At 43.0% G+C, this 26,308-nt stretch carries 28 protein-coding genes and 1 pseudogene; all 29 read right to left on the bottom strand.

The features are described from left to right. On the bottom strand, positions 1-144 hold a 144-nt coding region (locus ACZQK9_RS10995), incomplete at its 3' end, for a Maff2 family mobile element protein (protein ID WP_202184348.1). Positions 145-265: 121 nt separating this feature from the next. After that, positions 266-2,125, bottom strand: a complete 1,860-nt coding sequence (locus ACZQK9_RS10990; protein ID WP_483270579.1) for a VirD4-like conjugal transfer protein, CD1115 family — start codon at positions 2,123-2,125, stop codon at positions 266-268. A 23-nt stretch (positions 2,126-2,148) separates the two neighbouring features. Continuing rightward, on the bottom strand, positions 2,149-2,640 hold the full coding sequence (locus tag ACZQK9_RS10985; RefSeq protein ID WP_054752943.1) for a PcfB family protein: 492 nt from the start codon (positions 2,638-2,640) through the stop codon (positions 2,149-2,151). 82 nt (positions 2,641-2,722) lie between these two features. Continuing rightward, entirely contained in the window at positions 2,723-3,517 is a 795-nt protein-coding gene (locus ACZQK9_RS10980) for an ATP-binding protein (RefSeq protein WP_117593531.1), read from the bottom strand. Then, entirely contained in the window at positions 3,517-4,335 is an 819-nt protein-coding gene (locus ACZQK9_RS10975) for a replication initiator protein A (RefSeq protein ID WP_117593533.1), read from the bottom strand. Before ACZQK9_RS10975 ends, ACZQK9_RS10980 begins: the two co-directional genes overlap by 1 nt. Positions 4,336-4,345: 10 nt before the next feature. Further along, complete coding sequence (locus ACZQK9_RS10970) at positions 4,346-5,227, bottom strand: replication initiator protein A (RefSeq protein ID WP_117593535.1); 882 nt, start codon at positions 5,225-5,227, stop codon at positions 4,346-4,348. Next, positions 5,220-5,612 carry a hypothetical protein gene (locus ACZQK9_RS10965; RefSeq protein ID WP_117593537.1) on the bottom strand — a complete coding sequence of 131 codons (393 nt, stop codon included), beginning with the start codon at positions 5,610-5,612 and terminating at the stop codon, positions 5,220-5,222. The genes ACZQK9_RS10970 and ACZQK9_RS10965 overlap by 8 nt, the downstream gene beginning before the upstream one ends. 13 nt (positions 5,613-5,625) lie before the next feature. Continuing rightward, complete coding sequence (locus ACZQK9_RS10960) at positions 5,626-6,024, bottom strand: single-stranded DNA-binding protein (RefSeq protein ID WP_005344165.1); 399 nt, start codon at positions 6,022-6,024, stop codon at positions 5,626-5,628. A 13-nt stretch (positions 6,025-6,037) separates the two neighbouring features. Then, positions 6,038-6,436 (bottom strand): hypothetical protein, encoded by a 399-nt coding sequence (locus tag ACZQK9_RS10955; protein ID WP_173725560.1) that lies wholly within the window; start codon positions 6,434-6,436, stop codon positions 6,038-6,040. A 115-nt stretch (positions 6,437-6,551) separates the two neighbouring features. After that, the gene (locus ACZQK9_RS10950; RefSeq protein WP_118440640.1) at positions 6,552-6,875 is read right to left on the bottom strand and encodes a DUF6050 family protein; all 324 of its coding nucleotides are present in this window, start codon (positions 6,873-6,875) and stop codon (positions 6,552-6,554) included. Further along, positions 6,865-7,032 carry a hypothetical protein gene (locus ACZQK9_RS10945; RefSeq protein ID WP_173725558.1) on the bottom strand — a complete coding sequence of 56 codons (168 nt, stop codon included), beginning with the start codon at positions 7,030-7,032 and terminating at the stop codon, positions 6,865-6,867. The genes ACZQK9_RS10950 and ACZQK9_RS10945 overlap by 11 nt, the downstream gene beginning before the upstream one ends. Positions 7,033-7,036: 4 nt before the next feature. Next, positions 7,037-7,171, bottom strand: a complete 135-nt coding sequence (locus ACZQK9_RS10940) for a hypothetical protein (RefSeq protein ID WP_015524546.1) — start codon at positions 7,169-7,171, stop codon at positions 7,037-7,039. Then, entirely contained in the window at positions 7,168-8,073 is a 906-nt protein-coding gene (locus tag ACZQK9_RS10935; RefSeq protein WP_118440642.1) for a ParB/RepB/Spo0J family partition protein, read from the bottom strand. The genes ACZQK9_RS10940 and ACZQK9_RS10935 overlap by 4 nt, the downstream gene beginning before the upstream one ends. Further along, a complete protein-coding gene (locus ACZQK9_RS10930) occupies positions 8,063-8,848 on the bottom strand; it encodes a ParA family protein (RefSeq protein ID WP_117593543.1) in 786 nt (261 codons plus the stop codon). Before ACZQK9_RS10930 ends, ACZQK9_RS10935 begins: the two co-directional genes overlap by 11 nt. A gap of 298 nt (positions 8,849-9,146) precedes the next feature. Beyond that, positions 9,147-9,602: pseudogene (locus ACZQK9_RS10925) on the bottom strand (phosphopyruvate hydratase family protein); the annotation flags it as partial. A 143-nt stretch (positions 9,603-9,745) separates the two neighbouring features. Further along, on the bottom strand, positions 9,746-10,324 hold the full coding sequence (locus ACZQK9_RS10920) for a xanthine phosphoribosyltransferase (RefSeq protein WP_178017322.1): 579 nt from the start codon (positions 10,322-10,324) through the stop codon (positions 9,746-9,748). A 219-nt stretch (positions 10,325-10,543) separates the two neighbouring features. Then, positions 10,544-12,085, bottom strand: coding sequence for a 2,3-bisphosphoglycerate-independent phosphoglycerate mutase (gpmI, locus tag ACZQK9_RS10915; RefSeq protein WP_483270577.1), 1,542 nt, complete (start codon positions 12,083-12,085; stop codon positions 10,544-10,546). 120 nt (positions 12,086-12,205) lie between these two features. Then, positions 12,206-13,726, bottom strand: coding sequence for a glycoside hydrolase family 5 protein (locus tag ACZQK9_RS10910; protein WP_483270576.1), 1,521 nt, complete (start codon positions 13,724-13,726; stop codon positions 12,206-12,208). A gap of 126 nt (positions 13,727-13,852) precedes the next feature. Beyond that, a complete protein-coding gene (locus ACZQK9_RS10905; protein WP_483270575.1) occupies positions 13,853-14,692 on the bottom strand; it encodes a hypothetical protein in 840 nt (279 codons plus the stop codon). Between the two features lie 39 nt (positions 14,693-14,731). Next, positions 14,732-16,366, bottom strand: a complete 1,635-nt coding sequence (locus tag ACZQK9_RS10900; protein WP_483270574.1) for a COG1361 S-layer family protein — start codon at positions 16,364-16,366, stop codon at positions 14,732-14,734. Next, positions 16,363-17,046 carry an ABC transporter ATP-binding protein gene (locus tag ACZQK9_RS10895; protein WP_483270573.1) on the bottom strand — a complete coding sequence of 228 codons (684 nt, stop codon included), beginning with the start codon at positions 17,044-17,046 and terminating at the stop codon, positions 16,363-16,365. The genes ACZQK9_RS10900 and ACZQK9_RS10895 overlap by 4 nt, the downstream gene beginning before the upstream one ends. Positions 17,047-17,115: 69 nt before the next feature. Next, complete coding sequence (locus ACZQK9_RS10890; protein ID WP_216507153.1) at positions 17,116-18,012, bottom strand: hypothetical protein; 897 nt, start codon at positions 18,010-18,012, stop codon at positions 17,116-17,118. Beyond that, positions 18,005-18,628, bottom strand: a complete 624-nt coding sequence (locus ACZQK9_RS10885; RefSeq protein ID WP_483270572.1) for a hypothetical protein — start codon at positions 18,626-18,628, stop codon at positions 18,005-18,007. Before ACZQK9_RS10885 ends, ACZQK9_RS10890 begins: the two co-directional genes overlap by 8 nt. After that, positions 18,629-20,260, bottom strand: coding sequence for a DUF6034 family protein (locus tag ACZQK9_RS10880; RefSeq protein ID WP_483270571.1), 1,632 nt, complete (start codon positions 20,258-20,260; stop codon positions 18,629-18,631). 291 nt (positions 20,261-20,551) lie between these two features. Beyond that, on the bottom strand, positions 20,552-21,979 hold the full coding sequence (locus ACZQK9_RS10875) for a sensor histidine kinase (RefSeq protein WP_483270570.1): 1,428 nt from the start codon (positions 21,977-21,979) through the stop codon (positions 20,552-20,554). A 1-nt stretch (position 21,980) separates the two neighbouring features. Then, on the bottom strand, positions 21,981-22,643 hold the full coding sequence (locus ACZQK9_RS10870; RefSeq protein WP_483270569.1) for a response regulator transcription factor: 663 nt from the start codon (positions 22,641-22,643) through the stop codon (positions 21,981-21,983). A gap of 191 nt (positions 22,644-22,834) precedes the next feature. Continuing rightward, positions 22,835-23,581: a triose-phosphate isomerase gene (gene tpiA, locus ACZQK9_RS10865; protein ID WP_021985422.1), complete on the bottom strand. Its 747-nt coding sequence runs from the start codon at positions 23,579-23,581 to the stop codon at positions 22,835-22,837. Between the two features lie 147 nt (positions 23,582-23,728). After that, positions 23,729-24,943, bottom strand: a complete 1,215-nt coding sequence (locus ACZQK9_RS10860) for a phosphoglycerate kinase (protein WP_238299076.1) — start codon at positions 24,941-24,943, stop codon at positions 23,729-23,731. Positions 24,944-25,039: 96 nt separating this feature from the next. Next, positions 25,040-26,062, bottom strand: a complete 1,023-nt coding sequence (gene gap, locus ACZQK9_RS10855) for a type I glyceraldehyde-3-phosphate dehydrogenase (protein WP_021985420.1) — start codon at positions 26,060-26,062, stop codon at positions 25,040-25,042. Positions 26,063-26,308: the final 246 nt, after the last annotated feature.

Raw genomic sequence — 26,308 nt, 5'->3', positions numbered from 1 at the left:
CTGTTTGATGCCCTGGCTCTTAGCGCCGGGATTGTCATTTCCATATCCTTCCAGAAGGTTTACGACACCCCACACGCCAAGACCTGCGCCGATTGCGACTACAAGAGTTTTTAAAGTTGTAATTGCACTGCTAAAAAATGCCATATACATTCACCAAAACTGACTTCTTTCAGGTGTTTACGGGAATGAAAAAACACCGACTAAAAAGCCGGCGCACCTAATGTCAGTTATTCCTTTCCTCATTATTTTTCGTTCATTCCCAAGGTTACTCCGACAGCTCCACCTGAATTACCTCCACCTCTTCTTCGGGTTTCGGTGTGTACTGCGGATTTAACTCTTTTTCTACTTTGTATCGGTTTTTCTCATTTTCATCTGCAAGAAACCGATAATTTTTGTGTTTCGTGATATCATATTTGTCTGAGAAAAATGGTCTGGCACCACGAATCTGCAGGATACATTTTCCTCCATCCATGACTGCAATCTCATCTTCTGTCATCAGCTGTTTGCCTGTTTTCTGGTAATTCAATCCAAAAGACTTCTGATTGCTCCTCGTTTCCGAAGTGTTATACAGATCAATGGTTTCCTTACCCAAAAGTTCACTCATTTCCTTTAAGGTAGTTTTCTCTTTTCCACCAAGAAATAGTGTAGTATCACAGTTACCCAGAATGGTATCTGCACTATCCTTGTACATTGCCTTTAGCTGACTCTGTGACTGCAAAATAATAGAAGCAGAGATTTCCCTGCTTCGGATAGTTGCAATCAGCTTGTCAAACTGAGGAATTTGCCCGATGTTGGCGAACTCATCAGCGATGACACGCACATGCACCGGAAGTCTTCCACCATATACATCGTCTGCCTTATCACAAAGCAGATTGAAAAGCTGTGACTGCAGCATCGCAATCACAAAGTTGAAGGTTGTATCTGTATCGGACATAATCAGAAACAAGGCTGTTTTCCTGTCACCGATCTTATCCAGTTCCATTTCATCATAAGACATGATCTCACGAAGCTCTGCGATGTCAAATGGGGCAAGTCTGGCTCCACAGGAAATCAAAATCGATTTTGCGGTTTTGCCGGCGGCCATTTTGTATTTTTTATACTGTCTGACCGCAAAGTGCTGCGGATCTATTTCTTCCAGTTCCTGGAACATCATATCCACTGGATTCTGGTAAGTTTCATCCTCTTCACGGGTTTCGCTTTCATTCAAAAGATCCAGAAGGGTATTCAGATTTTTTTCCTCTTCATCCCCTTCATACCAGATAAAAGCAATCAGTGCTGTGTAGAGCAATTTCTCTGCTTTCACCCAAAAATCTTCGGAAGATTTTTCACCTTCCCCTTTGGTATTGGCAATAATTGTCGTCACCAGCTTTAAGATATCTTTTTCAGACCGTATATAAGCAAACGGATTGTAATGAAGGGATTTGGAAAAGTTAATGGTATTCAGAACCTTAATCACATAAGGCTCATGCACCACTTTTCCGGATTTATCTTTGATGACATTTTCATCTTTATCCCTCTTCGGTGGTCCTTTTGTCAACATCTTTCCGCACTCCTCGATCAGAGTGCCCTTCGGATCTGTAATGACCATGGAACAGTTCATCTGCATGACCGATGGTTTTACGAAAAAACGTGTCTTACCGGAACCACTGCCGCCGATGACCACTATATTTTTATTTCTTGCATACTTCGGTTGCTTCGGTCTGCTCTCCATGGTCAGTGCTTCTGTTGCTGTCAATGGAATGTTCATCCATGGATCTTCCGACATATAAGGCTTGATATCCTCTGCGGTTCCCCATCTGGCTGAACCATACTCGATGCCTTTCCGTAATTTCTTTGCGTCTGCCTGTTTCTGCCAGACCAACACTTTCAGAACGACTGCAACAACAATACCTGCTAGCAGATCTTTCCAGTTATTGCTTAACACAAAACCAGCAAAAATCCGGTCTGCGTGTTCCATTGCATATAAAAGTTTGTTCCCCATATCTTCTCCCGGACTGTTCCGGTAAAGAAAAAATGCCCGGTCTGCATAGAAAGCAGCCAGAGCATAAGGGATATTTGTAAGAACCAGTTTCTTTTTATCCAGGGCGGACAGCTTACCCCCGATTTTATTCTTCCACTTCTGCATCAGAGTTTTGCCGCTTTTCTTTTTCATCGACTCTGCTCCTGATGCCGGTTCTTTACTTTGTCCTTCGTCTTCTTTGGCATCATTGCCCGGTAAGCTGCAAGACGCTTATGAATGGAAGGCTTATTCGCTTTTTGAATCTGTTTCTGGGAAAACTCACGGAAAGCAGCATTGAGGGCATCCTGATCACGTCCCTTGAAAAATACCAGATAAACCGGAGGCTCTTTGCTCTTGTCTTTTTTCAAAGCATAATTGATCCCGTATTTTCTGGCATACCGTTCAAAGGACTTGATATTTTTGTCCGTGATCTCGATATTGACCATCCCGGCATTCTGTTTTGCCAGCTCTTTTACCGTGACCTTTCCCTGTTTCGGCTGATTTTTCTGTGCTTTCTTCTCTACTGATTTCTGCTTCTGATGACGCAGATACGCAACAAGAACCTTTTTCAACAGGTCTGCTGTAATCTTAGTTGCCCGAATACAGAACGTGACCGTTTTCTGAGTTACCTCTTCCTGCATGACTTTTCCCTCCTTTCAGCGATTCAACTGCTGTCCAGATCTGTAATCATGGCAATCACCCCCTTTAATGAAAAAAGACAGATTAACCGGTAATCAGGTTCTGCACCTGTACGAGTTTTTCTGTCCCTTCTTCTTTTCTCTTATCTTCTCCACCACAATAGATGGGAACACACATTTCAAGTATTCTACTGTAAATACGCTGATGGGCAGTATCCAAATCTGTGGATTTCATTTCATTCAGTCCCAGATTCGTTGTTACGATCAGCGGAAGCATTTTACAATAACGGCTATCTATCACATTATAGACCTGCTCCAAAGCAAACTCGGAATTTCGTTCTATTCCTAAATCATCAATAATCAGCAACGGATAATCCACAAGATTTTGTATAATCTGGTTCTTATCTGCCTGATAGCAGGTCATTTCGTTTAAAATCCTGGAAAAATTCGTCATCATGACACGTTCTCCCTGTTCCAAAAGTGCATTTGCAATACAGCCTGCAAAGAAACTTTTCCCGGTTCCAACTGGTCCCATCAGAAGCAGTCCTACATTTTTTCTCTTCATATCTGTCCAGTTTTCTACATACTGCCTGGCGATTAGTATCTTCTGGTTGCTTCCATTGTCTTTTTCAAATTTCCATTCCCAGAATCTTCTTTCCTGAAGTCCGACGGATTTTCTCTGATAAAGCTGCCGCTGTGCTTCTTCCCGCTGCATCTTCTCGTCAAGTTCCTGCCTGGCTTTTACCTCGCATTCACACAAACAGGACACTACATGCTCAAATCCCATCAGACTAACTTTCATCTGTTTTCTTTTTCCACAGATACCACAATGAAGACATCCCTCTTCATCCAGATAATCTGCTGTTACTTTGTTTTCCATCACAGGCTTTCTCCTTCCTGAAATTCATATTTATCCATTCCTGCCCTGGCTCCATCTCGTTCTGCCCAAAGACAGATTGTTGCAAAATGATTCTGATACTCTTTTCCACTGGATTTCATATAAACAGAAAGATGATCAATCCGTTTCTGGTAGTCCCATGGAAATAACGTCATCAACTCCTGCAGTTCAGCTTCTGACAAGACAACATTTTTAAATCTACCATACTGACTGAATTTTTCTTCCAGAGCGGGAGTATTGCCCTTACTCTTATCAGTATGATTCTTTTCAGTCTTATTTATCTTAGTATTACTTCCATCCAGATTCTTGCAGTCCGGACTTCTATTTTTTTGCGTTCCGGACTTCCAGTTTCTTGCAATCCGGATTTCCAATTCTTTGCAGTCTGGATTTCCAGTTTCTGGCGTTCCAGAAGCAAAGTATCTTACTGGCTTTCCTCTGATCCGTTTCACAAAATTTTTCACATATATGACAGAAGGACGATTATTCCCCTGCCGATACCGTTCGATCAATCCAATTCCATGCACACTGTCAAGCTCATAAAGAAGCTTTGTTACTGTTGTATGCGACATTCGCAACAGCTCCTGCAATTCTGCAATCGTGTAAATGATATAGACATAACCATCACTGTCAATCCAGCCATTTTTCTTGGATAGACTGATTCGATCAAGCAGAATTCCGTAAAGAAGCTTTGCGTCTGTGGACAGGCTTGCAAACTCTTTTTCTGTGAACAGAGCTTTTGGTATCCGAAAGAAAGAAAACTGGTCAGATTCTTCTGCTCTGAAATATTCAAAATCTGCCATAGCTTATTTCCTATTCTTCCTTATTATTAAAATCACACCCTGCTGCACTGCCTGTTCCATGACACATCTCATTAAACACAAAATTGAAGCACATCATTAACTCACTCAGATAATAATTCCTTGCTTCTTTATTGCAGGCATACATATCCTCGATATAAACCTCCTCGTTTCCATTCATTCGTGCGATCGTTTCCAGAACTTTCATAAATTTCTTATTAGAGCAGCACTCATACTGTTCATTTACATATTTCTGAATTTCTAGCACACGTTCAGGCTTTCCATCAAATACAGATAACACGCCAAATGCCAGATCCATACCAAACTCATAGCCATCGGCTTCTATGGCATCAATATCAAGATTACCTTCTTCATCGTAATAGCCCCGCTCTTCCATAGGAGTCAGTGGTGTCTCATATTCATCCAGATATCCCATATCCGCAATTGTTTCCAGAATATCTCTGGATGCTGCCACCATCTTGTCCATGATAATTTCTCTTTCTTCCATCGGCATATTTGCCATAATTCTGTCTAATGTCATCATTGATTCTTCCTCCATCTCATTTTCATAAATATCATTGATATAAAAGTGGTTCGCCTTTCCATTGTTCGGAATGATGCGCACCAGATTTCCAATCTCCACCAGTTCCTGTACTGCCTGATCTACCCCATATCTGGTTGTATTCAGGTCTTTCTTCATTTCACTTTTTGGATAGATTACATACAAATCCCCCTTACCATCTACCCAACCATTCTGCACCGCAAATTTCAAACGATCCAGAAATAAGCTGTATAAAATCTTTGCTGTATTTGACAGATTTTTGTATTTTTCCATCTGGAACAGCACCTTCGGCACCTGCAGACAATCTACCGGCATATACTCCATCTTATTCATTGATTGTTTCCTCCTTCTGTTTGTACAGCACTTCGGCTGAATTAATATTGATTTCCAACATCCCTACAAATACCTGATAGTACAGAAGGCATATCTGTTCATCCTCTCTTGCCAGATACAATCCTTCCAGTTCATCGGACGGATGTTTCATTCCATATACTGCCTGACAGATATCATGGATTTTCTCACATTCCACACTTCTAAGATGCAGCTCCAAGGTGTGGTTAAATCTCTGCCAGTCTTCCAGTTTCTGATTTACTGACATCATGCACTGGAACAGTTCCGCTGCTTCACATGCTGCTGACAGCACTACATTTTTGTTATTGATACTTCCATCGGCATTTTTCATATGCCCTACCATATACGCCTGATTTACTGAAACCATCTTTTATCCTCCTCTATCTAAACGGCATTTCTTCTTCCATGCCCTCTGGGATCTCTAAGAACCCTTCCGCATCTTCTGGAAATGGTGGTCTGTCAACCATTTTTGCACCTGCGAATTCAATCCGGTTTGCATACACTTCGGTGGTATAGATCTTTTTCCCGGTATCCTTATCTTCATAATTACCTGTGACAATCTCGCCTTCCACCATGACCTTCGTTCCCTGCATCAGATAATCTCTGGCAAATTCTGCTTTCTTTGCAAAAGCCTTTACCGGAATGAAACTGACTTCATCAGAATAATTTCTTCTGACTGCCAAAACAAACTTGGCAATCTTATGAAGTCCTTTTTCATTCTCCACTTCATTGTATCCGGGATTTCTTACCAATCGCCCGGAAATAACTGTTGTATTCATTGGCTTAACCCTCCTATGCTTTCATTGATTTGTAACAGATACCGATACATGGTCCACATTTTCCATAGGCACATCCGTAACATTCATCTTTTTCCAACTCTTCCTGCTTCATTTCATCGGCAAACATTCCTAACAGCGTTGTGTAAATCTTTTTCATTGCCAGGAACTTCTCTTCTGCTTTTTCCATCTTCTCTTTGTAAAATGGAATCAGTCCACGAAGAACTGGATGGAAACGTTCATTTTCATCATCCCAGGCACAGGTTTTCATCATACAGCGTGGCTGTTTCTCATAATTGCCCAGATAATACGGGCAGAACGTACAGCTTCTTTCTTTAACAATTTCCACCGGAATCACTGGCATCTGACTTTTGATTTCTTTTGTTACATGCTTACTTTCAATTCGCTCTCTCATCTTAAAAATCCTCCAAGTATATATATTTGCAAAAGGGCTTTCCCCTGAATTGCCTGATTTTTGGTACAAAAAAAGAGGCAAGCTTACGATTTTATTTTCGCAAGCCTGCCTCTTATCAAATATTCAATTGTTTTCCGATGATATATCGTAAAATAACGTATACCGCACGGATTACATACACTGGAATCATGATACATCCAATCAAAGCTCCAATGATGACACTTAATGCAGCCATTCCAAGTGTTGCTGTGGTATCCATTCCTCTAGGGATTAGAATCAGCCGCATTTTATGTATTCCAAATGGTAATCCAGCAATAAATATCCACCAGAACCAATCCGTCTGTCCGCTGACTTTCATAATTGTTTTTGTCATCCAAAACCAGAATACCATAAATGCCAGTGGTAGAATTGATTTTTTAATTACGTCTTCAATCGTCACCTTTTTTCTCCCTCTGTCTGATTCCTTCCGCCACCTCCCGATTAAGGTTTGCCAATATTTCTCTAACCACAGGAGAATCCAATCGAAAGGTTTCCAGATCTTTCTCCGTAAGCTCCCTTCCGTTCGCATCATATCTTCGTACAATTTTTAAAGCCATACTTTCACTTCCTTCCTGCTGATAATCCTAATGTTTTCAACAAATGTTTAAACTTCTCTCTTTTTATCCGTTTAACACGTATCTTTTCTATCTTTTTCAGATAAACTTGTATTCTACTTGCCATATCTTCATTGCTCATTCTTTACCCTCTCTTTCTGCCCACGATGCTAGAAGCATAAATATAATTTCTTCCATCTGAGTCTTTGTATATGTCTCTGGAAAATATTGTTTCAATTTCTTCGCCGGAATCTGCACCTGAACTTTTTCAGTACTTTCATTCATGCAAATCTGATCAATCTCTGAATACGTCAACATCCGCTCTTTTGAAATCTGTTTCAATTCCTTTGCCTGCTTCATGGACGGTACCATACTGTGATTACTCATATACTGAAATAATATCTGCTGCTCTTCAGTTCTCAAATAAGAAAGTTCAACAGCTGTGTTAAAGGGAAGCTTCTTCTCGTCTGCCAAATCTAATAGCTCTGCTATTAACTCTGTCAAATGAATATATCGAAGAATCTGTCTGGAACTATCTCCTGTATTCTGACTGACTTCTTCTGCCGCCAACTTCTTGCCAACTTGGCAAGAAGTTAAATCAGAGCGTTTCCCCTGACGCTTTAACGCCTCATATTTCATTTTATAAGCAAATGCTTTTTCGCTGATCAGCAGCTCTTCTCGTTGAATGTTGGAATCTACCATAATTACCGTCGCTTCATCATCCGTAAGATCTTTGATGATAACCGGCATTTTCTCTAGTCCAGCAAGTTCACATGCTCGTTTTCGCCGATGACCAGCTACCAGCTCATAACCACCGGATTCTCTCAAACGCACAATACCAGGAACCAACACGCCATATTGTGTAATACTTTCTGCTAATTCTTCCATTTTCTTATCATCTCTTACTTGAAACGGGTGATTCGTAAATGGATGAAGACTTCCTATTGCTATCTCACTAATTCCATTGGTTGTCTCTTCGTTTGTTCCAAACAATGCATCAAGCGGCTGTAAGGAAACGGGAGTTGCTCTTTTTTTAGATGGCATCTTTCAGCACCTCCTCCGTCACTCTCCTATAAGCTTCTGTAGCTTTACCTTTCGGATCATAAGAGAAAATACTCTGTCCTTCTCTGACTGCTTCCTTCATTCTTACAGAAAATGGAATATAATTATCGAAGATATGAATTTGACTTCCATATACATTTCTGAGAAGTTCCATATTATTCCTGGCATCATTCGTATGAGCATCGACCATCGTAAATAGAATTCCACCGACTTGCAGCTTCGGATTGATTTGCTTACGAACCTTACCGATTGTTTTTAATAACTGCTGCAATCCTTTGATTGGCAGGTAAGACGCTTCAACCGGAATTAGTACTTCATCTGATGCAGCCAGTGCATTGATTGTGATCATTCCCAATGATGGCATACAATCAATGATAATTGCATCATATTGATCCTTGATACCATATAAAATCTGTTTCAATACATATTCCCTGCTCATTGCATTTACCAACTGTACTTCCGTACCTGCCAGTCCAATGTTAGAACAGATAATGTCTATTCCTTCTGCCTGATGCCTGATATAACAGTTTGAAGGAATATCTTCATCTTTCATTACTGTATCCATAAGAGCTGTAAGTGTTTCATTACTTTCATCACAATCACGATATCCAAATCCTGCGGATACATCAGACTGTGGATCAGCATCAACGATTAACACTTTCATATTTTTTTGTGCTAATCCTACTGCTAAATTAGCTGTACATGCTGATTTTCCCGTTCCCCCTTTTTGGTTTACAATAGAAATTACTTTTGCCATAATCTTTCCCTTCTTTCTTGTTAAATAAAAAGACTGAATCAGACAGCTGAGATATAAATCTCATGCGAGCTAATTCAGTCCAAAATATATTTTTATTCAATTATCACCGCTTTCGTGGTATAGTAAATACATCTCAGCAGAGTTCTGAAATTCTATTACTTCTGTACTGTGTTATTTATAAAAGAGAGGCCTTTCCTTCATAAATTCGTTGATTGGTTACGAAATTTATTTAGGACTAAATCGCTAGAGCCCTTGTATTATAAGGGGTTCTGCCTTGTGTCATTATAATAACACAAGCACCACCATTTAATATATTCATCATCGGAAGTGGCATTTTCTTCGCGTTGATTCCACCGATATACCGGTATAATGGCATACGAAGTGAATTTGCTGCCGCACGGGCAACTGCCAGTGACACTCCTAAGATGGCGTTAGCACCAAACCGGGATTTGTTCTCCGTACCATCCGATTCGGTCAGACATTTGTCAATCAAAGCCTGATTGAACACATCTACGCCAACGAGCCTGTCGCTGATCCGCGTATTGACGTTGGTCACTGCCTTCTCTACGCCTTTTCCCATATATCTGCGCTCATCATCGCGCAGTTCATGTGCCTCATATTCTCCGGTTGAAGCGCCGGAAGGCACCGATGCGATCGCTGCCGCACCACTTTCTGTGACGACTTCTACTTCCACCGTTGGATTACCGCGGGAATCCAGTATTTCTCTTGCGTGTATATATTTGATCCGATCCATCCAAATCAGCCTCCCAAAATTTTTACATCTAAGCTAATTATTTCCGAATCAGAGTTTTTTATACATTCAATTGTATATAGAAATCTGTGCAGACACAATAAAAAAGTTCTGTAACTATTTCGTTACAGAACTTTTCGATTTTTTTAATCGCGGAATTTGATCTCACCGGTTGTATAATCCATATTGTCCACAATCGCAAGGGATTCCAGATGGTATCCAAGATTTCGGATTACCTGTCCACCCGGCTGGAAGCCCTTCTCGATTGCGATACCGATACCTGCTACCTCTGCGCCGGCGGATTTTACGATTGAAATAAGTCCCTGAAGCGCACAGCCGTTCGCAAGGAAATCATCGATGATCAGGACTCTATCCTCAGGGTCTAAGAATTTCTTCGATACAATAACCTGATTCTTGCACTTGTGTGTGAAAGATTCTACCTCTGCCACATACACATCACCTTCGATGTTAATGCTTTTTGATTTCTTGGCAAAAATAACCGGAACATCAAAATGTCTTGCGACGATACAGGCAATGCCGATGCCGGATGCCTCGATTGTCAGAATCTTATTGATCTTTTCCTCTGCAAACCGACGCTTGAATTCCTCGCCAATCTGATCGAACAGGCGGACATCCATCTGATGATTCAGAAAGCTGTCGACCTTCAGTACATTTCCTTCTTTTACTATGCCATCCTTCAGGATGCGTTCCTCTAGAAAATTCAATCTTTTTTCCTCCTGCTATTAGAATAAGAAAAACCTTTTTGCGGTAGATAACTCTATCGAAAAAGGTTTTCTATTTTTTTATATTTTACAACTGTGCACTATCAGAGACATCGGATGTACAATGCATACATTTGGTTGCTTTGACGTCGATCTCTCCGTAGCAGTATGGGCATTTAGTATCTTAAAACCTATACGACTTATCTACAGCATAGAAATCAATTATCTTACAATCAATGACTTCCCTGTCATCTCTGCCGGCTGTGGAAGTCCCATGATCTCAAGTAATGTCGGAGCGATATCAGCTAAGCATCCACCCTCACGAAGCTTTACGCTGTCGTCGTAATTTACAAGGATAAATGGAACCGGATTGGTTGTATGCGCTGTATGCGGTGCCTTTGTCTTGTAATCAATCATCTGCTCTGCATTTCCGTGGTCTGCACAGATAAAGAGAACGCCGTCTACTTCCTTGATTGCTTCTACCGCAGTTCCTACACACTGGTCAACTGTCTCAACAGCTTTTACAGCAGCAGGGATCACACCGGTATGTCCTACCATGTCCGGGTTCGCAAAGTTGATGATAATAACATCATACTTGCCGGAACGGATCGCTGCATTGAGCTTCTCAGATACTTCCGGTGCGCTCATCTCTGGCTGCAGATCGTAAGTTGCAACAGCTGGAGACTTCACGAGTACTCTGTCCTCATCCTTGTTCGGTTCTTCCACACCACCATTGAAGAAGAATGTAACGTGTGCATATTTCTCTGTCTCAGCGGTACGAAGCTGCTTCAAACCGTTTGCAGCAAGATACTCGCCAAGTGTATTCTTGATTTCCTGCTTCTTGAAAGCGATGATTTTGTTCGGGATAGACTCATCGTAATCCTTGAAGCATACATATGTCAGTGGAAGCTTTCCACCCTTACGCTCAAATCCTGTAAACTCATCTGCACAGAACGCTCTTGTGATCTCACGCGCACGGTCCGGACGGAAGTTAAAGAAGATCACGGAATCATTTGCCTTTACCGTTGCAACCGGCTTTCCATCTGCCTCAATTACGGTTGGAAGAACAAACTCATCTGTCTTATCATTTGCATAAGAATCTGCAACTGCCTGTACAGGATCTGCAGCCTTTACGCCCTCACCATATACCATAGCTGCATAAGCCTTCTCTACACGATCCCAGTTGTTATCACGGTCCATAGCATAGTAACGGCCGGAAATACTTGCGACCTTACCAACACCGATCTCCTGCATCTTATCAACGAGTGCAGCAACATAATCCTTACCGGATGCCGGAGGTGTATCTCTACCATCTAAGAATGGATGTACATATACATGGTCAAAGTCCTGCTTCTTGCAAAGCTCCAAGATACCATACAGATGTGTATTGTGGCTGTGAACACCACCGTCAGACAGAAGTCCCCACAGATGAAGGTCGGAGTTGTTCTTCTTGCAGTTTTCAATCGCCTCAAGCATTGCTTCGTTCTCGAAGAAATCGCCATCCTCGATTGCCTTTGTAATGGATGTCAGATCCTGATAGATAATTCTTCCGGCACCGATATTCATATGTCCAACCTCGGAGTTACCCATCTGTCCGTCCGGCAGTCCGACTGCGAGTCCGGAAGCATTTCCTCGTACATATGGACACTCTGCCATCAGCTTATCCATGACCGGTGTCTTTGCCATGTAAATTGCATTACCCTCTGTCTTGTCTGTAATGCCATAGCCATCAAGTACCATCAATACAACTGGTTTCTTACTCATTGTTTATCTCCTTTATATTATATAATTTTCTTTGCAATTCCTGTTTGATTATATACAGTTATGTGCTTTTTTTCAAGATTTTATCGACATGAAATTATCATATATTTGTGTGTGTATATGTTATTTGTAATACTCTCCTAAGCTGATTCCGTTGATTCCAAGTGGGATTGCATGGTCAAGTCCGATGAACTTCCCGCCGTTATTCCATAGGACGTCCTTGACAAATGCATACTTCTCCTCATCCCATGTCGTGAAATCATCTAAGACCATGCCACCGGTATCTCCGGAGTTCGCATTGAAGCACCAGAAGGTATGATTCAGTTTATTCTTCTGTATGAGTTCGCGCATATAGGTCATCCAGGTGATGTTCGGTTCCGTCATAAATCCGCCCCACTCACCGATCAGAAGCGGCGCGATATTATCCTCATGGATATAAAACCAGTTATCCTGCCAGCAGTCTTTCATCAGGCTGTCGTAGGTATAACTGCCCTGAAACCAAGGCTGTTCATATACGGTCGGACCATAATCGTGCGGCGAATACACAAGTTTGTTCTGATATTTGCCTAGGTCAACCGGGTAATCTGCGACACCGCGCAGGTTTCCGCCCCACCAGTTGAAATAATAATCATCCTCATTCGTCGATGCATAATCGCCGTTCTTCTTGATATCAACCGGATAGATTTCCGTTCCTTCCACAAGCACGAGTACATTCGGATTCTTCGACAGCACAGCATTTGCAGCACGCTCCGCCGTGTATTTCCAGTTGTTCTCAGCCTTCGAATCGTTCCAGATTGCCGCACCGTCGCCTTCGTTCGGCTTTCCATGCGGTTCATTCTTCAGGTCGTAGGCGATGATCGTATCATCGTTCTTGTAGCGGTCAGCCATCCACGAAAGTGCATACAGATAATCATCCGTGGATATCCGGTCCGTGTACCAGAGATTCACCATATGCCCGCTCGCATTCGTCTCTGCGCAATGGATATCAATAATCAGCTTCAGCCCATTCGCCCGGCATTGCCCAATCACATACTCGAAGATCTGCAGGCTGTCCATCCCAACGAGATAATCATTGGTTGCCTGATTGAAATTCGCATCCGGATATTCGCCGCTTGCCCACTGTAAGATCAGCTCTGCAGAAAATGGCACACGAATCACATTGAATCCGTGGTTTGCAATCTCCTGAATCGACTGATTCAGGTCGGAAGCCCATAACCCGTCAAATGTGTTCGTCCCCGTATTGTAGCCAAACCAGTTGATGCCGGTCAGCCATACTTCATTGCCATCTGCATCCACAATCTTGTTGCCATCGGTAAACAGCCAGTCATCCGTCGTTGGTTCCGGCACGTCCATTGCGCCATAGTCGACATCCCGGTCTACAGACACGTGATTGGTGGCTGCTGTCTCGTTCACAGAGTCATCCGAAGTATCGTTCGTAGCAGAAGCATTGGTTGAGGTATCATTCTGATTGCCTGAATTTCCGCCTGTCACCTCATCCGTCTGAGCGTCTGCCGAACCGGATGCAGACTTGTTGGTTTCTGACTTATCCCATTTTCCCTGTATCTGCATACCAAGCAGCATACCGAGCAGAAAGACGATGATAAAGAGCAATATGAATATTACGACTTTTAGTTTTTGATTCATGTAGATTGATTTCCCCTCTTTTTTTCTATCATTATACATTATGAAAGGGAAGAAAGCGAGAAAAAATCCCCTCTTTACCAAAATATCTGACAAAAAGGGGTTCATACTATCGAATCTAAAATGGTACTATTTTTCAAGTGGCCGCACCGCATACTTTCTCATCGCCACGACCGCCACCAGACATACCAGCATCAGCAGTAACTCGAATTTGACCCGGATAAATAACTGGTCGAGCTTCGCCTGCGTCTGATAGATCTCCAGTGCGTTATCGTTCGAGAAGGACAGATTCCCGGCAAGTGTCAATACCTTCTTGCTTTGATCCTGCCTGGCAATCCGGATGCGCAGATTCCCGGAGGCTTTAAGTGTAACCGGATCTCCAATCGCACAGATAAATGGTGTGTCCCCACCGATATCCGCTTGTACGATCCGCGCGGTACGGCTGCCTCCTGCCTGTGATGCACCGCTGCTATTATCTGTCGGCTGGTTTGTATTCTGACTTTGTTCTGTCGAAGAAGTATACGCCACAGTAAGTTCGTCCGCCTGAATCGGCGCGATATTCTGTGACAGACTCTGACAGATTTGCTTATACGCGGCAGTGTTCGCATAATAGGTCGTTGTTGAACCTTCCTGTGCGATACCATAGACCTCCTGTATATATGCCTCACTTAAGAGCTCCGCCTCGAAGGATGTCGTGTTCGCCTGATATGACACCGTGACGGAATCATTCACATCATAGCTTACATCTGTGACGCCCTCGATCTCGCGCACCCGCTGTACCTTGCTGTCTGTAAGCACCTGATCATTTCCAATCAGTTTGAATTCCTCTTTCGTCCGGGTGATCTGCGCATAGCGCAAGCCATCCCGGATCAGGAATCCACAGCAGACTCCGATTGCGATTACATATAAAATTATAATCTTCACTGCATCCTGCTGTCGGCGCAGGCGCAGAAACTCTCGTATCTTCATAATCTGTCTAATTGCTCCACACTGATTTCTCCGGAAAATTTATTCCGTATCTTCCTCATCTTGCTTCTTAAGGTGTATCTTCCGTACAATGATCACACCTGCGGCAACTGCGATACAGCCAATCACAACCGCCATGATTACCCACCACTGGTTCGTATTGTCCGGTGTTGTCTCTTCCTTCTGGTCCGAAAATGGGGATTTGATTGTCGTGGTAAACGTCACTTCCTCCGTATATTCCTTTCCGCTTTCATCCTCATAATAATAGGTGACCGTGCCTTCGGTATTTCCATACAGCTTACTTCCGGACAGTGAGCTGACGGATACCTGCGTACTTCCGGTTGCTGCGGTTCCAGCCTCCATATCTCCGATGAAAATCGTTCCCTGTGGCTTTAATCCATCTGCCACGATCTCGGCCCGTACATTATAGATCTTACTTCTACCTAAGTTCATCGCCTGCACTTTGGCTTCCACAACATCCGCCACGACTACCTCACTTGGAAAGCTGAGTTCGTCAAACTGCATCTCGGAAGACTGCTGCACCGTGATCTTCGCCTTGCCAGAAGTGGAATATGTATTTCCATCGCCATCCGCATAGTCCATGGCGAGTCCTAAATCGTATTGTCCTGCAGCGGTCTTCGCGTTGATCCGGTAAGAAAATGTGATCGTTGTCTCCTCCTGTGGAGCAAGTTTCTCGATATAGACACTGTCGGACTGGCTGAGCAGGGTAAAGCTCTCCGTATCAGCAGTCACTGCAATAGTCATGTTCTTCACTGTATTTTCTTTGCTTGTGTTGAGCAGGATGATATCTGCTTTTACTTCATCCCCCGGTTGAATCTCTGATTTTGAATATTTATAGGATTTTACCATAACCTTCGGTGCAAAAGTCGGAAGATCTTCAGCTACCGGCTCTACCACAGCTTCTGTCGTTGCGTCCGGATCGATGCCATCACTGATCGTCACATACGTGGTAAATTCCTGCTCCACCGCATTGCCCTTTGTATCCTTCGCTGTGACCTTCAAGATCACCGGATAAGAGCCATTTGTCCGCTTTCCCTTTAATTCTACGGTGAAATCTGCCACGTAAGCGGAAACCTCTTGGGTATTGGCATTTACCTTGACGGTCTGCAACCGGATATCCTTCTCGTAGTTTTTAAATACGAACGGTGCTGTCTGCGCATCGCCCAGATCAAGCGCCGCCCGTAATGTGTTCCCCCGAAGTTCTCCTTCACTGAGTATCGGAAATACAATGCGAACCGAGCCGTTGGCATTGATCGGTACATAGCCATCTTTGTATGGCTTCTCCATGCCATCATACTGATTTGCATCATCAATTTTTAAAGTCATTGCATCTGTCTGCGTATCAGTATCTGATTTGTCGTCTGTCTGTGTTTTGCTGTCAGATTTGCCGTCTGCCTGTGTCGTTGCAGGTGCCTGCGTATTTGCCGGTTCCTGTGTGGACGTAAGATCCTGTCCATTTGCGGATGGATGCATAGAGTTACATGGATGATCCTGCATACTGTAACATGACACATTCCAGGCTTCGCTGTTATATACAGTTATATTTGTATTGCATGATTGTGCGGCAAGAACATTTCCTGCCGGAGATAATCCCATACACATCGTTGCCGCGATTGCCATCGCAAATATTTTCCTCGCTATATGCTTTCGTTTCATTTCCAGTCCTCCATTTCATGTACATAATCACACAGCATCTCGATATCCTGTGCATTATGGCTTGCCAGCATAATTGCCTTTCCACTTTCTTTTATGGATAATAAGAGCTGTCGCATCTCCGCGACACCCGCTTTGTCAAGCCCGTTAAATGGCTCGTCTAAGATCAGCACGTCCGGGTTCTCCATGATCGCCTGTGCGATACCAAGTCTCTGCCGCATACCAAGCGAATATTTCGAAACCGGCTTTTTCATCTTAGGATTTAAGCCGACGCGCTGTAATGTCTCGATAATCTCATTTTTCCCAATCCTGCCTTTCAGATCCGCTAAAATCTTCAGGTTCTTATATCCACTTAACGCCGGCAGAAATCCCGGTGTCTCGATGATCACACCGAGCTTGTCCGGGAAATCACATTCCTTCCCGACACGGCTGCCCCCGACATGGATCTGCCCCTTGTCCGGATGCATAAATCCGCAGATGCATTTCATCAGCACAGTTTTTCCGCTTCCGTTATTTCCAACCACGCCGTAGATCTTCCCCGGTGGAATCTCCAGATTCACATCGACTAACACATGCTCTTTCCCGAAGGATTTGTAGACATGTTCCACGACGATTCCCTGTTTGCGTTCGTGCACTTTTTCAATGCTATTTTCTTGTCCGTTTTCATTTCTGGTTTCTTCCATCTATCTAGAGACCTCATTTCCTCACATTCTGATTCTTGGTTATTCATTCATTTAATTTACATAATGTAATTATCGTAACTGTGTTCCTGTAAACTGGAACGTATACCTGCGGATCCGGAGCAGACACATTATAAAAATCAAAAGTGCCACCCCTGCAAAAAACACATACGATACCCATAGTTTCGGCAGATTATCATAGCCGAAGCTATGCATGTAATACGTCGCATGGTTGAGCGGTGATATCCAGCCGAATATGATGTTTGCATACCGTGACTGCACCGCCGGGATATGCAGAATATCCGACAGTGTATCCGGTGTAAGCAGAAACCCGAATCCCGAATAGATGATACCTGCGATCATGCCGCCGTTGTCTTTCACCATATTGAAAAATAATATGATTCCCGCCATCACGATCGAATACCCAAGCATCAGTCCAAATATGTGGAACATCACCTGATATGGGAAATTCAACTCCATCACCTTCACGAACGATGGCACATTCAGCTCATAACCGATGTTCGAATACCCAAGCACTGCCGCTGTATCGCTCCACATATTTGCCACAAATGCCTGACTGCTTGCCAAGATACAGGTAGAAAGCAGGATAAAACAAAGGAACAAAAACGTTGCAAGGATCAGATACAGGATCTGTCCAAGCACCCACACTTTCCGGTCTATCCGCACCAGAAAAAGCGGCACATCATTTCCAAGGTTCGGCATATCTGCGAATAATAAAAGCAAGAGTAACGAGATGATCAGCACCGACTGTGCATCACCGAATGTCCAGATGAACGGCTCTGCCATCTGCAGGATCGTGTCATGTTCCTTCGCGAATACAAGCACCTTGTCGGAAAGCAGGAAGCTTACGATAAATGCGAGGCAAAACGCAAGTATGATCTGTGGATTCTTCTTCCATCTTCTGAAATTTGCAAACGCGGTAAGCAGGATCTGTCTTAGTTTATACACGTTCGATGCACCTCCTTACTGTATTGTAATAGATCAAAAACAGCAGAACCGACAGACTGCTAAGCAGGATCACTATGCCCTGCTCATCGAAGAGCCAAGTATGCTGAAACTGGATCCACTCGTATGGATACAGACAGTAGATATCCTCGAAATACCGGTCATGCAGGATTACCAGAATATAATAGATGACGAAGCTTCCGCCATACGCGATATACCGGCTATTCGAGATTGCCGCAAGTGTCGCGGAAAGCAGTGCCCACACCATCGCCGAGAAGAAAATAAGCAACGGATTTAATGCTGCAGCGTTCTTGGCAAAGCGCAGATATAGCAGGCATGGAAGCATCTCAACCAATCCGCCCGCAATCCCACATGCAAGGAACTTGCCACAGATATAGGATGTTCTTCCACATCTTGGCAGATACGCCTTGATATACCCGCTCTGATAATCGGCAAGCCATGCGGTTGCATACGGAAACGTGGATATGACAGGAACGGTCACCCGGAACAACTCCGAGTCACCGCCTACCTTCCAGAAGATAAGAAGCTCTAACACAAATCCTGCTAGAAATCCTTTTGAAATTATCGCTCGTTTCACGTCTGTCTCAAAACTGTTCATTTAATACCCCAGATTCCGGTCAATCACCGAACCATCAATCGCATTGATGGACATAATAACTGCGTTTTGAACCTCATATCCATATTGGTCTGTTTTTGTTCCGATAAAATCCCAGACCGGAACCAAAAGTCCGGTATCAAAGCTGTCTTTCTCGCTGATTCTTGTATAGCGAAGCTTCACAGAATCAATATCAATCGTTACATTTCCGTCACTTGCCTCTTCCGAATTCACCGCATTCATTGTAATTGCCATCTGTTCAAAGATATCCTTGACCTCATCAAAGTTCTTCAATGTTGATTTTTCTACAACCGTATCGGTAACTTCCAGTGGAACAAGATAATCAAATCCAACGATGCCATCGTCATCTACGAAGACTACTACATCTTCGGTCGACCATAATTTTTTGTTATAAGTATCTCCCTGCCATTCATCAACGATCTTGCTTCCACCGTCGTTGTTTACGAAAACACCATCGATACATCGCTGATACCGGAAAGCATAGACTGTTCGATATGGAGCTCCACCAAGGCTCTGACGCAGGGCTTCAATTTTGTTATACTCTGTCACTTCCGTGACAAGTCCACCGCTATAATATGTAAAATCATGCATCCCTAAAGACTGCAACAGATCTTCTGCCTTCTGTCTGGCATCCGCTTCGGAAATCGTTGTCACATCTTTCGTATTCTCGATGAAATCCTCTTTTGCCATACCGCTTTCTTCGCTGATTTTGTCAATCGGCATATCCTCATCTGCCGGCCATACCCAGTGTGCTTCCTCCATTGCAAACTTATATTCTTCCGGTACTGCATCTGAGTAATTTCCACCACTCATAACAGAGGAACCAACATTAATATATCCAAGTTTTGAGCTTCGATATCGGATCAGATTTCCATAGTTCTCATTGTTCTGCAGATACAGTGACTGATATGAACCATTGGAAGCATCGTTGATTCCGTAAAAGATACTGGCATTTGCACCATCAAATTCACTCTGCCATGAATAATATTCATTGGATGGATTGTTTGATACAAGCTCTGAAATACTGTGAATCTGATTATCCGATGGACTGCCGGTATAGTTGATTGCTTCTGGTGCAGTCTCATACTTTGCCTGACATTCATCAATGTTAGACTGCCGCTCCTGTATCATAACCTCTTTATCATCATCCGAATATAAGTTATTGTTTTGAATTTCCGCAATGTAATCTTTTCCGGCCTGAATCTCGGACTCATAATCCGCTTTTGTCAACTGACTCAAGCAGGTTCCGTCATACAATGTCTGCTCTCCAAATAAAGTAGTCCGTACCTGATCGAGAAACGCCTGATCAAACTGCATCTGCTGTACACGGAAGATTGACAACTGACTCGTATCCGGGATATCTACCTGTGCGTCCGCATGGACTGTCACATGCAGGCTGTCATCCTTGATATCAGTCTGATAGGTATCATAATCCTTGGCAACCTCCGCAACCTCGGTTGTTGACGACTGCGTATCCTGTGCCTGCTCGATCATATTATCCATGTCTTTATTCGATACGATTTCTTTCTCCGGACTCTTCTGGCACCCCGCAAATAATGATGCGGTAAGTGTGGCTGCAACGAAGATACTTGCAATACGTTTATATTTTCTCATGGTTGTTATTCCTTTCTGCATAATTTTAGTTTTGGTTTTTAATGATATTTATCTGGCTTTTAAGCATGATAAATATGTTTCTCTGTATGTTGATGTTATGTTAACACTTCATACCACATCGAGTATTCATCATTATTTAAACAAATTGTAAATTCATAAAAAATGGCATATCCGGAGGAACCCTCCCAATATGCCATTTATTCAACCAATTACCAATATCATATATTAGAATTATGCTCATACATATCAACAAGTACGACATATCAAAATATTGTCGCCATCTCACCCGAACTAGCCTACCGGAAAATTCAAAATCATTGTCGTGCCTTTTCCTTCCTCACTCTCGATTGCCAATGTCACATCATGCCGTTTCAGGATTAATGCCGTAAGCGCCAGTCCCAGCCCGGCACCGCCGTTCTTCCGGCTGCGCGATTTGTCAATCATATAAAAAGGCTCCAAAATCTTCTTTTGCTCCTCTTCCGGAATTCCACATCCTGTATCCTGCACCAGAATCTGATGATCATTCGCAATCAACCGGATCGTATCTCCCTGCTTGCTTGCCTTATTGGCGTTATCCACGAGATTCACAAGCACTTCGGTCATCAGATCTTCCTCCACCAGGAAACACTCACCGTGTTCCTCAAACTGAATCGTGACACCTTTTGTCTCTAGTAGCTTCCGGCACAAACGCCCCGTCCGTTCAAAGAGCTGTCTGACCGGAATCTCATGCAATTCCAGCTTCTGCTCCGTATCAAGTTCCAACAGGCGCAGCATCTTCTTCGACAAACGTTCAAGCCGCTTGCATTCCTCGTCGATATAGCCAAGTGCCTCAGCTTCATCCGCCTCATCCAGCCGCACGGTAAGCAAGGTCTGCGCATACCCGGAGATTGCCGCAAGCGGAGTTTTCAGCTCATGTGTCAGATTCCCCATGAAAAGCGTCTTCTGCCGTTCCGATTCCTCCAATGACTTTGTACGTGTCTCGACAGCTTCCGCCATCTGGTTAAATGTTGTGCCAAGTGCCGCAATCTCATTTTTTCCTCTGACATTCACACGTTTATCATAATTTCCCTTTGCAATATCAGATGCTGTCTCATTCAACTCCTTCAAAGACCGAAGGCTGTGCTTAAGAATCACAGATATAATCCCCGCCATTACAAGGAGTACAAAAAATGTGATGATTGCCATATAAATAGCCAGATTCTGCATTCTTTGGCCAACATACTTAATACTGGTAACATGGTAGAGATTTATATATCCAGATGTTGAATAATAATAAATCAAATACTTTGCTCCATTATATTGGATTTCGGTATAGAAAAAACCCGAATTCTGGAATTGATGAAATTCCAGCGACAACAGATACTCCGCTGTAAAAACCGTATGATTATACACAAAATATGCATGTTCCGGTGTGACGCGATACTCTCCATTCTTCGATTCTCCAAATCGCATACAAATGGCATATTCATCCTGATATGTTTTAAAAAAATACTGTAATCTAGAATCAAGAATCTGATCTTCTGATCGTAAAGATCCATCTTTCATATTAAATTCCATTGCATAGGCATTGATCAGATTATAGGTTTCACTTAATGCTTTGGTCTGTGCTTCCTTTTGCATATTCCGATGTTCCGCGTTCCATACAAACAAATCAACCACAAGTGTCGCAACAAACACTGCCGTACAGCAAAGCCATGTAATCCATGTTTGAAGTTTCAACTTACTCCTCCAATCTGTATCCGAGCTTTGATACAGTCTTAATATGATCTGCCAGATTCAGTTTCTTCCGAAGCTGACCGATATGCACATCCACGGTACGTGTCTCACCCACATATTCGACACCCCATACCATGCGAAGCAGATTCTCTCTGGATATCGCGCGGTTTTTGTTTTTGGCAAGCACAGCCAGTAGTTCGAATTCCATCGGTTTTAGTGATACTTCTTTGCCATCCTGCCGGACGGTATGCTGTTCGAAGTCAATCTCCAGATTCAGCACCGATAATGTATGCTCTTCCGGCTTTGTACGGGCAAGCACCTTCTCAATCCGTACCAGAAGCTCCAGTACTTCGAATGGCTTTACAATATAATCTTCCGCACCGCCTTTTAAGCCCTGGATCTTCGACGCAAGATCATCCTTTGCTGTCAGGAAGATAACCGGAATTCCATACTCCCGCACAATTGGAAGTAATGTGAATCCATCCATGCCCGGAACCATCACATCTAACAACGCAAGATCGTATGCATGATCCTGCTCTAAGCCCTTTGCCGCTTCTGCACCATCTTCATAGATTACCGCATCGTAATTTGCCACGCGAAGATTCATCGCAATCATTTTCGCGATTGCTGTCTCATCTTCTACGATTAAAATTCTTGTCTTCTGCATATCTGTTCCCCTTACTTATCCACAAAATAGGAATTTCGATTCCCAGATATTCTTATCTTAACACATCTAATCTCAGATTTCTCATCCAAATGATAGGATTTACAAATCATTTACAAAAAAACTGCCTGCTCACACATATATGTGAACAGACAGTCTGTTTATGCATCAATACCAAAGTATATCAATACTTATTATGCATTTACAACCTGACCGAACTCAGCCTTCAGAGAAGCACCACCGATCAAACCACCATCGATGTTTGGCTTTGCAAGAAGCTCCTTCGCATTGCCAGCGTTCATAGAACCGCCGTACTGAATACGAACTGCCTCTGCTGTATCTGTGTCATAAACCTCAGCGATGAGTTCACGGATACCCTTACATACTTCCTCAGCCTGATCAGATGTTGCTGTTTTACCTGTACCGATTGCCCAGATTGGCTCATAAGCGATTACAAGGTTCTTTACATCATCTGCTGCAACACCTGCAAGGTCAGACTTAATCTGAAGTCTGATCCAATCCATTGTTACGCCCATCTCTCTCTGCTCGAGTGTCTCACCACAGCAAAGGATTGGTGTAAGACCGGAAGCGATTGCCTTCTTCACCTTCTTGTTCAGGAATGCATCATCTTCCTTGAAGTACTCACGACGCTCTGAATGACCGATGATTACATACTTCACGCCTGCATCTACAAGCATTGGTGCACTGATCTCACCTGTGTAAGCACCCTTGTCCTCAATGTAGAAGTTCTCAGCACCAACCTGTACGTTTGTTCCCTTAACAGCCTCAACAACAGGAACGATGTCGATAGCTGGTACACAGTAAACTACGTCTACATCATCATTCACTACAAGTGGCTTTAACTCCTCAACAAGCTTTACAGCCTCTGATGGAGTCATATTCATCTTCCAGTTACCTGCGATAATTCTTTTTCTTGCCATTTTTCTTATCTCCTATAATTCACCAAAATACAAATAGTATATTTTTAATTTTCACAAGAAACTTGAAATGCAAGGCATCGGATTCGACTGCGTACTGACGTACGCCGAGAATCCGATAACGATGCAGTTCAAGATTGATTGTGGAAATTACTTATCATTTGCTGCTGCTACACCCGGCAGCTCCTTACCTTCAAGGAACTCAAGAGAAGCTCCACCACCTGTTGAGATGTGGCTCATCTTGTCGCCATAGCCAAGCTGGTTAACTGCTGCTGCGGAATCACCACCACCGATGATGGTTGTAGCATCTGTCTCAGCAAGTGCTGCTGCAACTGCCTTTGTACCTGTTGCAAGAACCGGGTTCTCGAATACACCCATAGGTCCGTTCCATACAACTGTCTTAGCTGTCTTAACAGCCTCAGAGTAAAGTTCGATTGTCTTAGGTCCGATATCGCAACCTTCCTTAGATGCATCCATCTTGTCTGCATCACAGATGGTTGTAGCGATTGTAGGATCGTCGATTGGGTTCGGGAAATCATCGATCATAACAGAGTCTACTGGAAGCAGAAGCTTCTTGCCAAGCTTCTCAGCCTTCTCCATCATTTCCTTACAGTAGTCAAGCTTTGTCTCGTCAACGAGTGACTTACCGATCTCATATCCCTTAGCCTTTAAGAATGTGTAAGCCATACCACCACCGATGATGAGTGTATCGCACTTCTCAAGAAGATTTGAAATAACATTCAGCTTATCAGCAACCTTTGCACCACCAAGGATAGCAACAAAAGGTCTTACCGGATTCTCAACTGCGTTTCCAAGGAAATCGATTTCCTTCTGCATCAGATATCCAACAACAGCTGTATCAACAAGTGCAGCGACACCAACGTTTGAGCAGTGTGCTCTGTGTGCTGTACCGAATGCATCGTTTACGAATACATCACAGATGCTTGCAAGATCCTTAGAGAAAGCCTCTCCATTCTTTGTCTCTTCTGCTCTGAAACGTGTATTCTCAAGAAGGATAACCTCGCCGTCCTTCATAGCGTCTACAGCTGCGCGAACTGTATCATCAACAACCTCTAAGCTTGGTACAAACTTTACTTCCTGACCAAGAAGTTCAGAAAGTCTCTTTGCAACCGGTGCAAGAGTCTTTGTCTGCTTGTCTTCCTCTGTCTTAACCTTTCCAAGGTGTGAACAAAGGATAACCTTACCGCCATCAGCAATCAGCTTCTTGATTGTTGGAAGAGCTGCAACCAGACGATTCTCGTCTGTAATCTCACCGTTCTTCAAAGGTACGTTAAAATCACATCTGCAAAGAACACGAAGTCCCTTTACGTTGATATCATCAACGGATTTCTTATTTAATGACATTATTAAATCCTCCTGAATTTTGAAATGATAAAAATAAGGGTCCGGTCCAATTAAGACCGGACCCTTGTAGGTCTTCTCTAAAAGAGTCTGACTAAATTAAGCCAACTCAGCGAAGTACTTGATTGTTCTAACCATCTGGCTTGTGTATGAGTTCTCGTTATCATACCAAGAAACAACCTGAACCTCGTACAGATCATCAGCGATCTGAGCTACCATTGTCTGTGTAGCATCGAAGAGTGAACCATATCTCATACCAACGATATCTGAAGATACGATCTGCTCCTCATTGTAACCATAAGACTCAGAAGCTGCAGCCTTCATAGCAGCGTTGATGCCTTCCTTAGTTACGTCCTTACCCTTAACAACTGCTGTAAGGATTGTTGTAGAACCTGTAGGTACAGGAACTCTCTGTGCAGAACCGATGAGCTTTCCGTTAAGCTCTGGGATAACAAGACCGATAGCCTTAGCTGCACCTGTTGAGTTAGGAACGATATTAACTGCTGCTGCACGAGCACGTCTGAAGTCGCCCTTTCTGTGTGGTCCATCAAGTACCATCTGATCACCTGTGTAAGCGTGGATTGTTGACATAATACCTGACTGGATTGGAGCGTAATCGTTAAGTGCCTTAGCCATAGGTGCAAGACAGTTTGTTGTACAAGAAGCTGCAGAGATGATCTTGTCATCTGCTGTAAGTGTGTTCTCGTTTACGCTATATACGATTGTAGGAAGATCATTACCAGCTGGAGCTGAAATAACTACCTTCTTAGCACCTGCATCGATATGAGCCTGTGACTTAGCCTTTGATACATAGAAACCTGTACACTCAAGTACAACGTCTACATCAAGCTCTCCCCATGGAAGATTCTTAGCATCTGCCTCAGCATAGATCTTAAGTGTCTTACCACATACTGTGATTGTACCTGCTTCATCATCAGCAGAAACCTGATCTGCATACTGATACTTACCCTGTGATGAATCGTACTTCAAAAGGTGAGCAAGCATAGAAGGCTTTGTCAAGTCGTTGATTGCAACTACTTCATAACCTTCTGCGTCAAACATCTGTCTGAATGCAAGACGTCCGATACGTCCAAAACCATTAATTGCTACTTTTACTGCCATTTTTTAATCCTCCTAAGTTTTAATTATTAAGATTTAAATACTGCATGGCTGCAGTAATTCATCTAAAAACTTACATCGAATATCATAACTTCTTTTATAGTAAAATTCAAGACTATTTTTTGTAATTTTTTTCAAAAAGTGCGCGATTTTCCAATTTTATTGGATTTTATAAGATTATACGTTATAATTAGCAATCATAGCTTTCGTGAAATCATAGTATTTTATGCATTATATTTTACAGGAGGA

The organism is Wujia sp., assembly GCF_056872695.1.
This window is presented reverse-complemented; position numbering and strand designations above follow the sequence as displayed.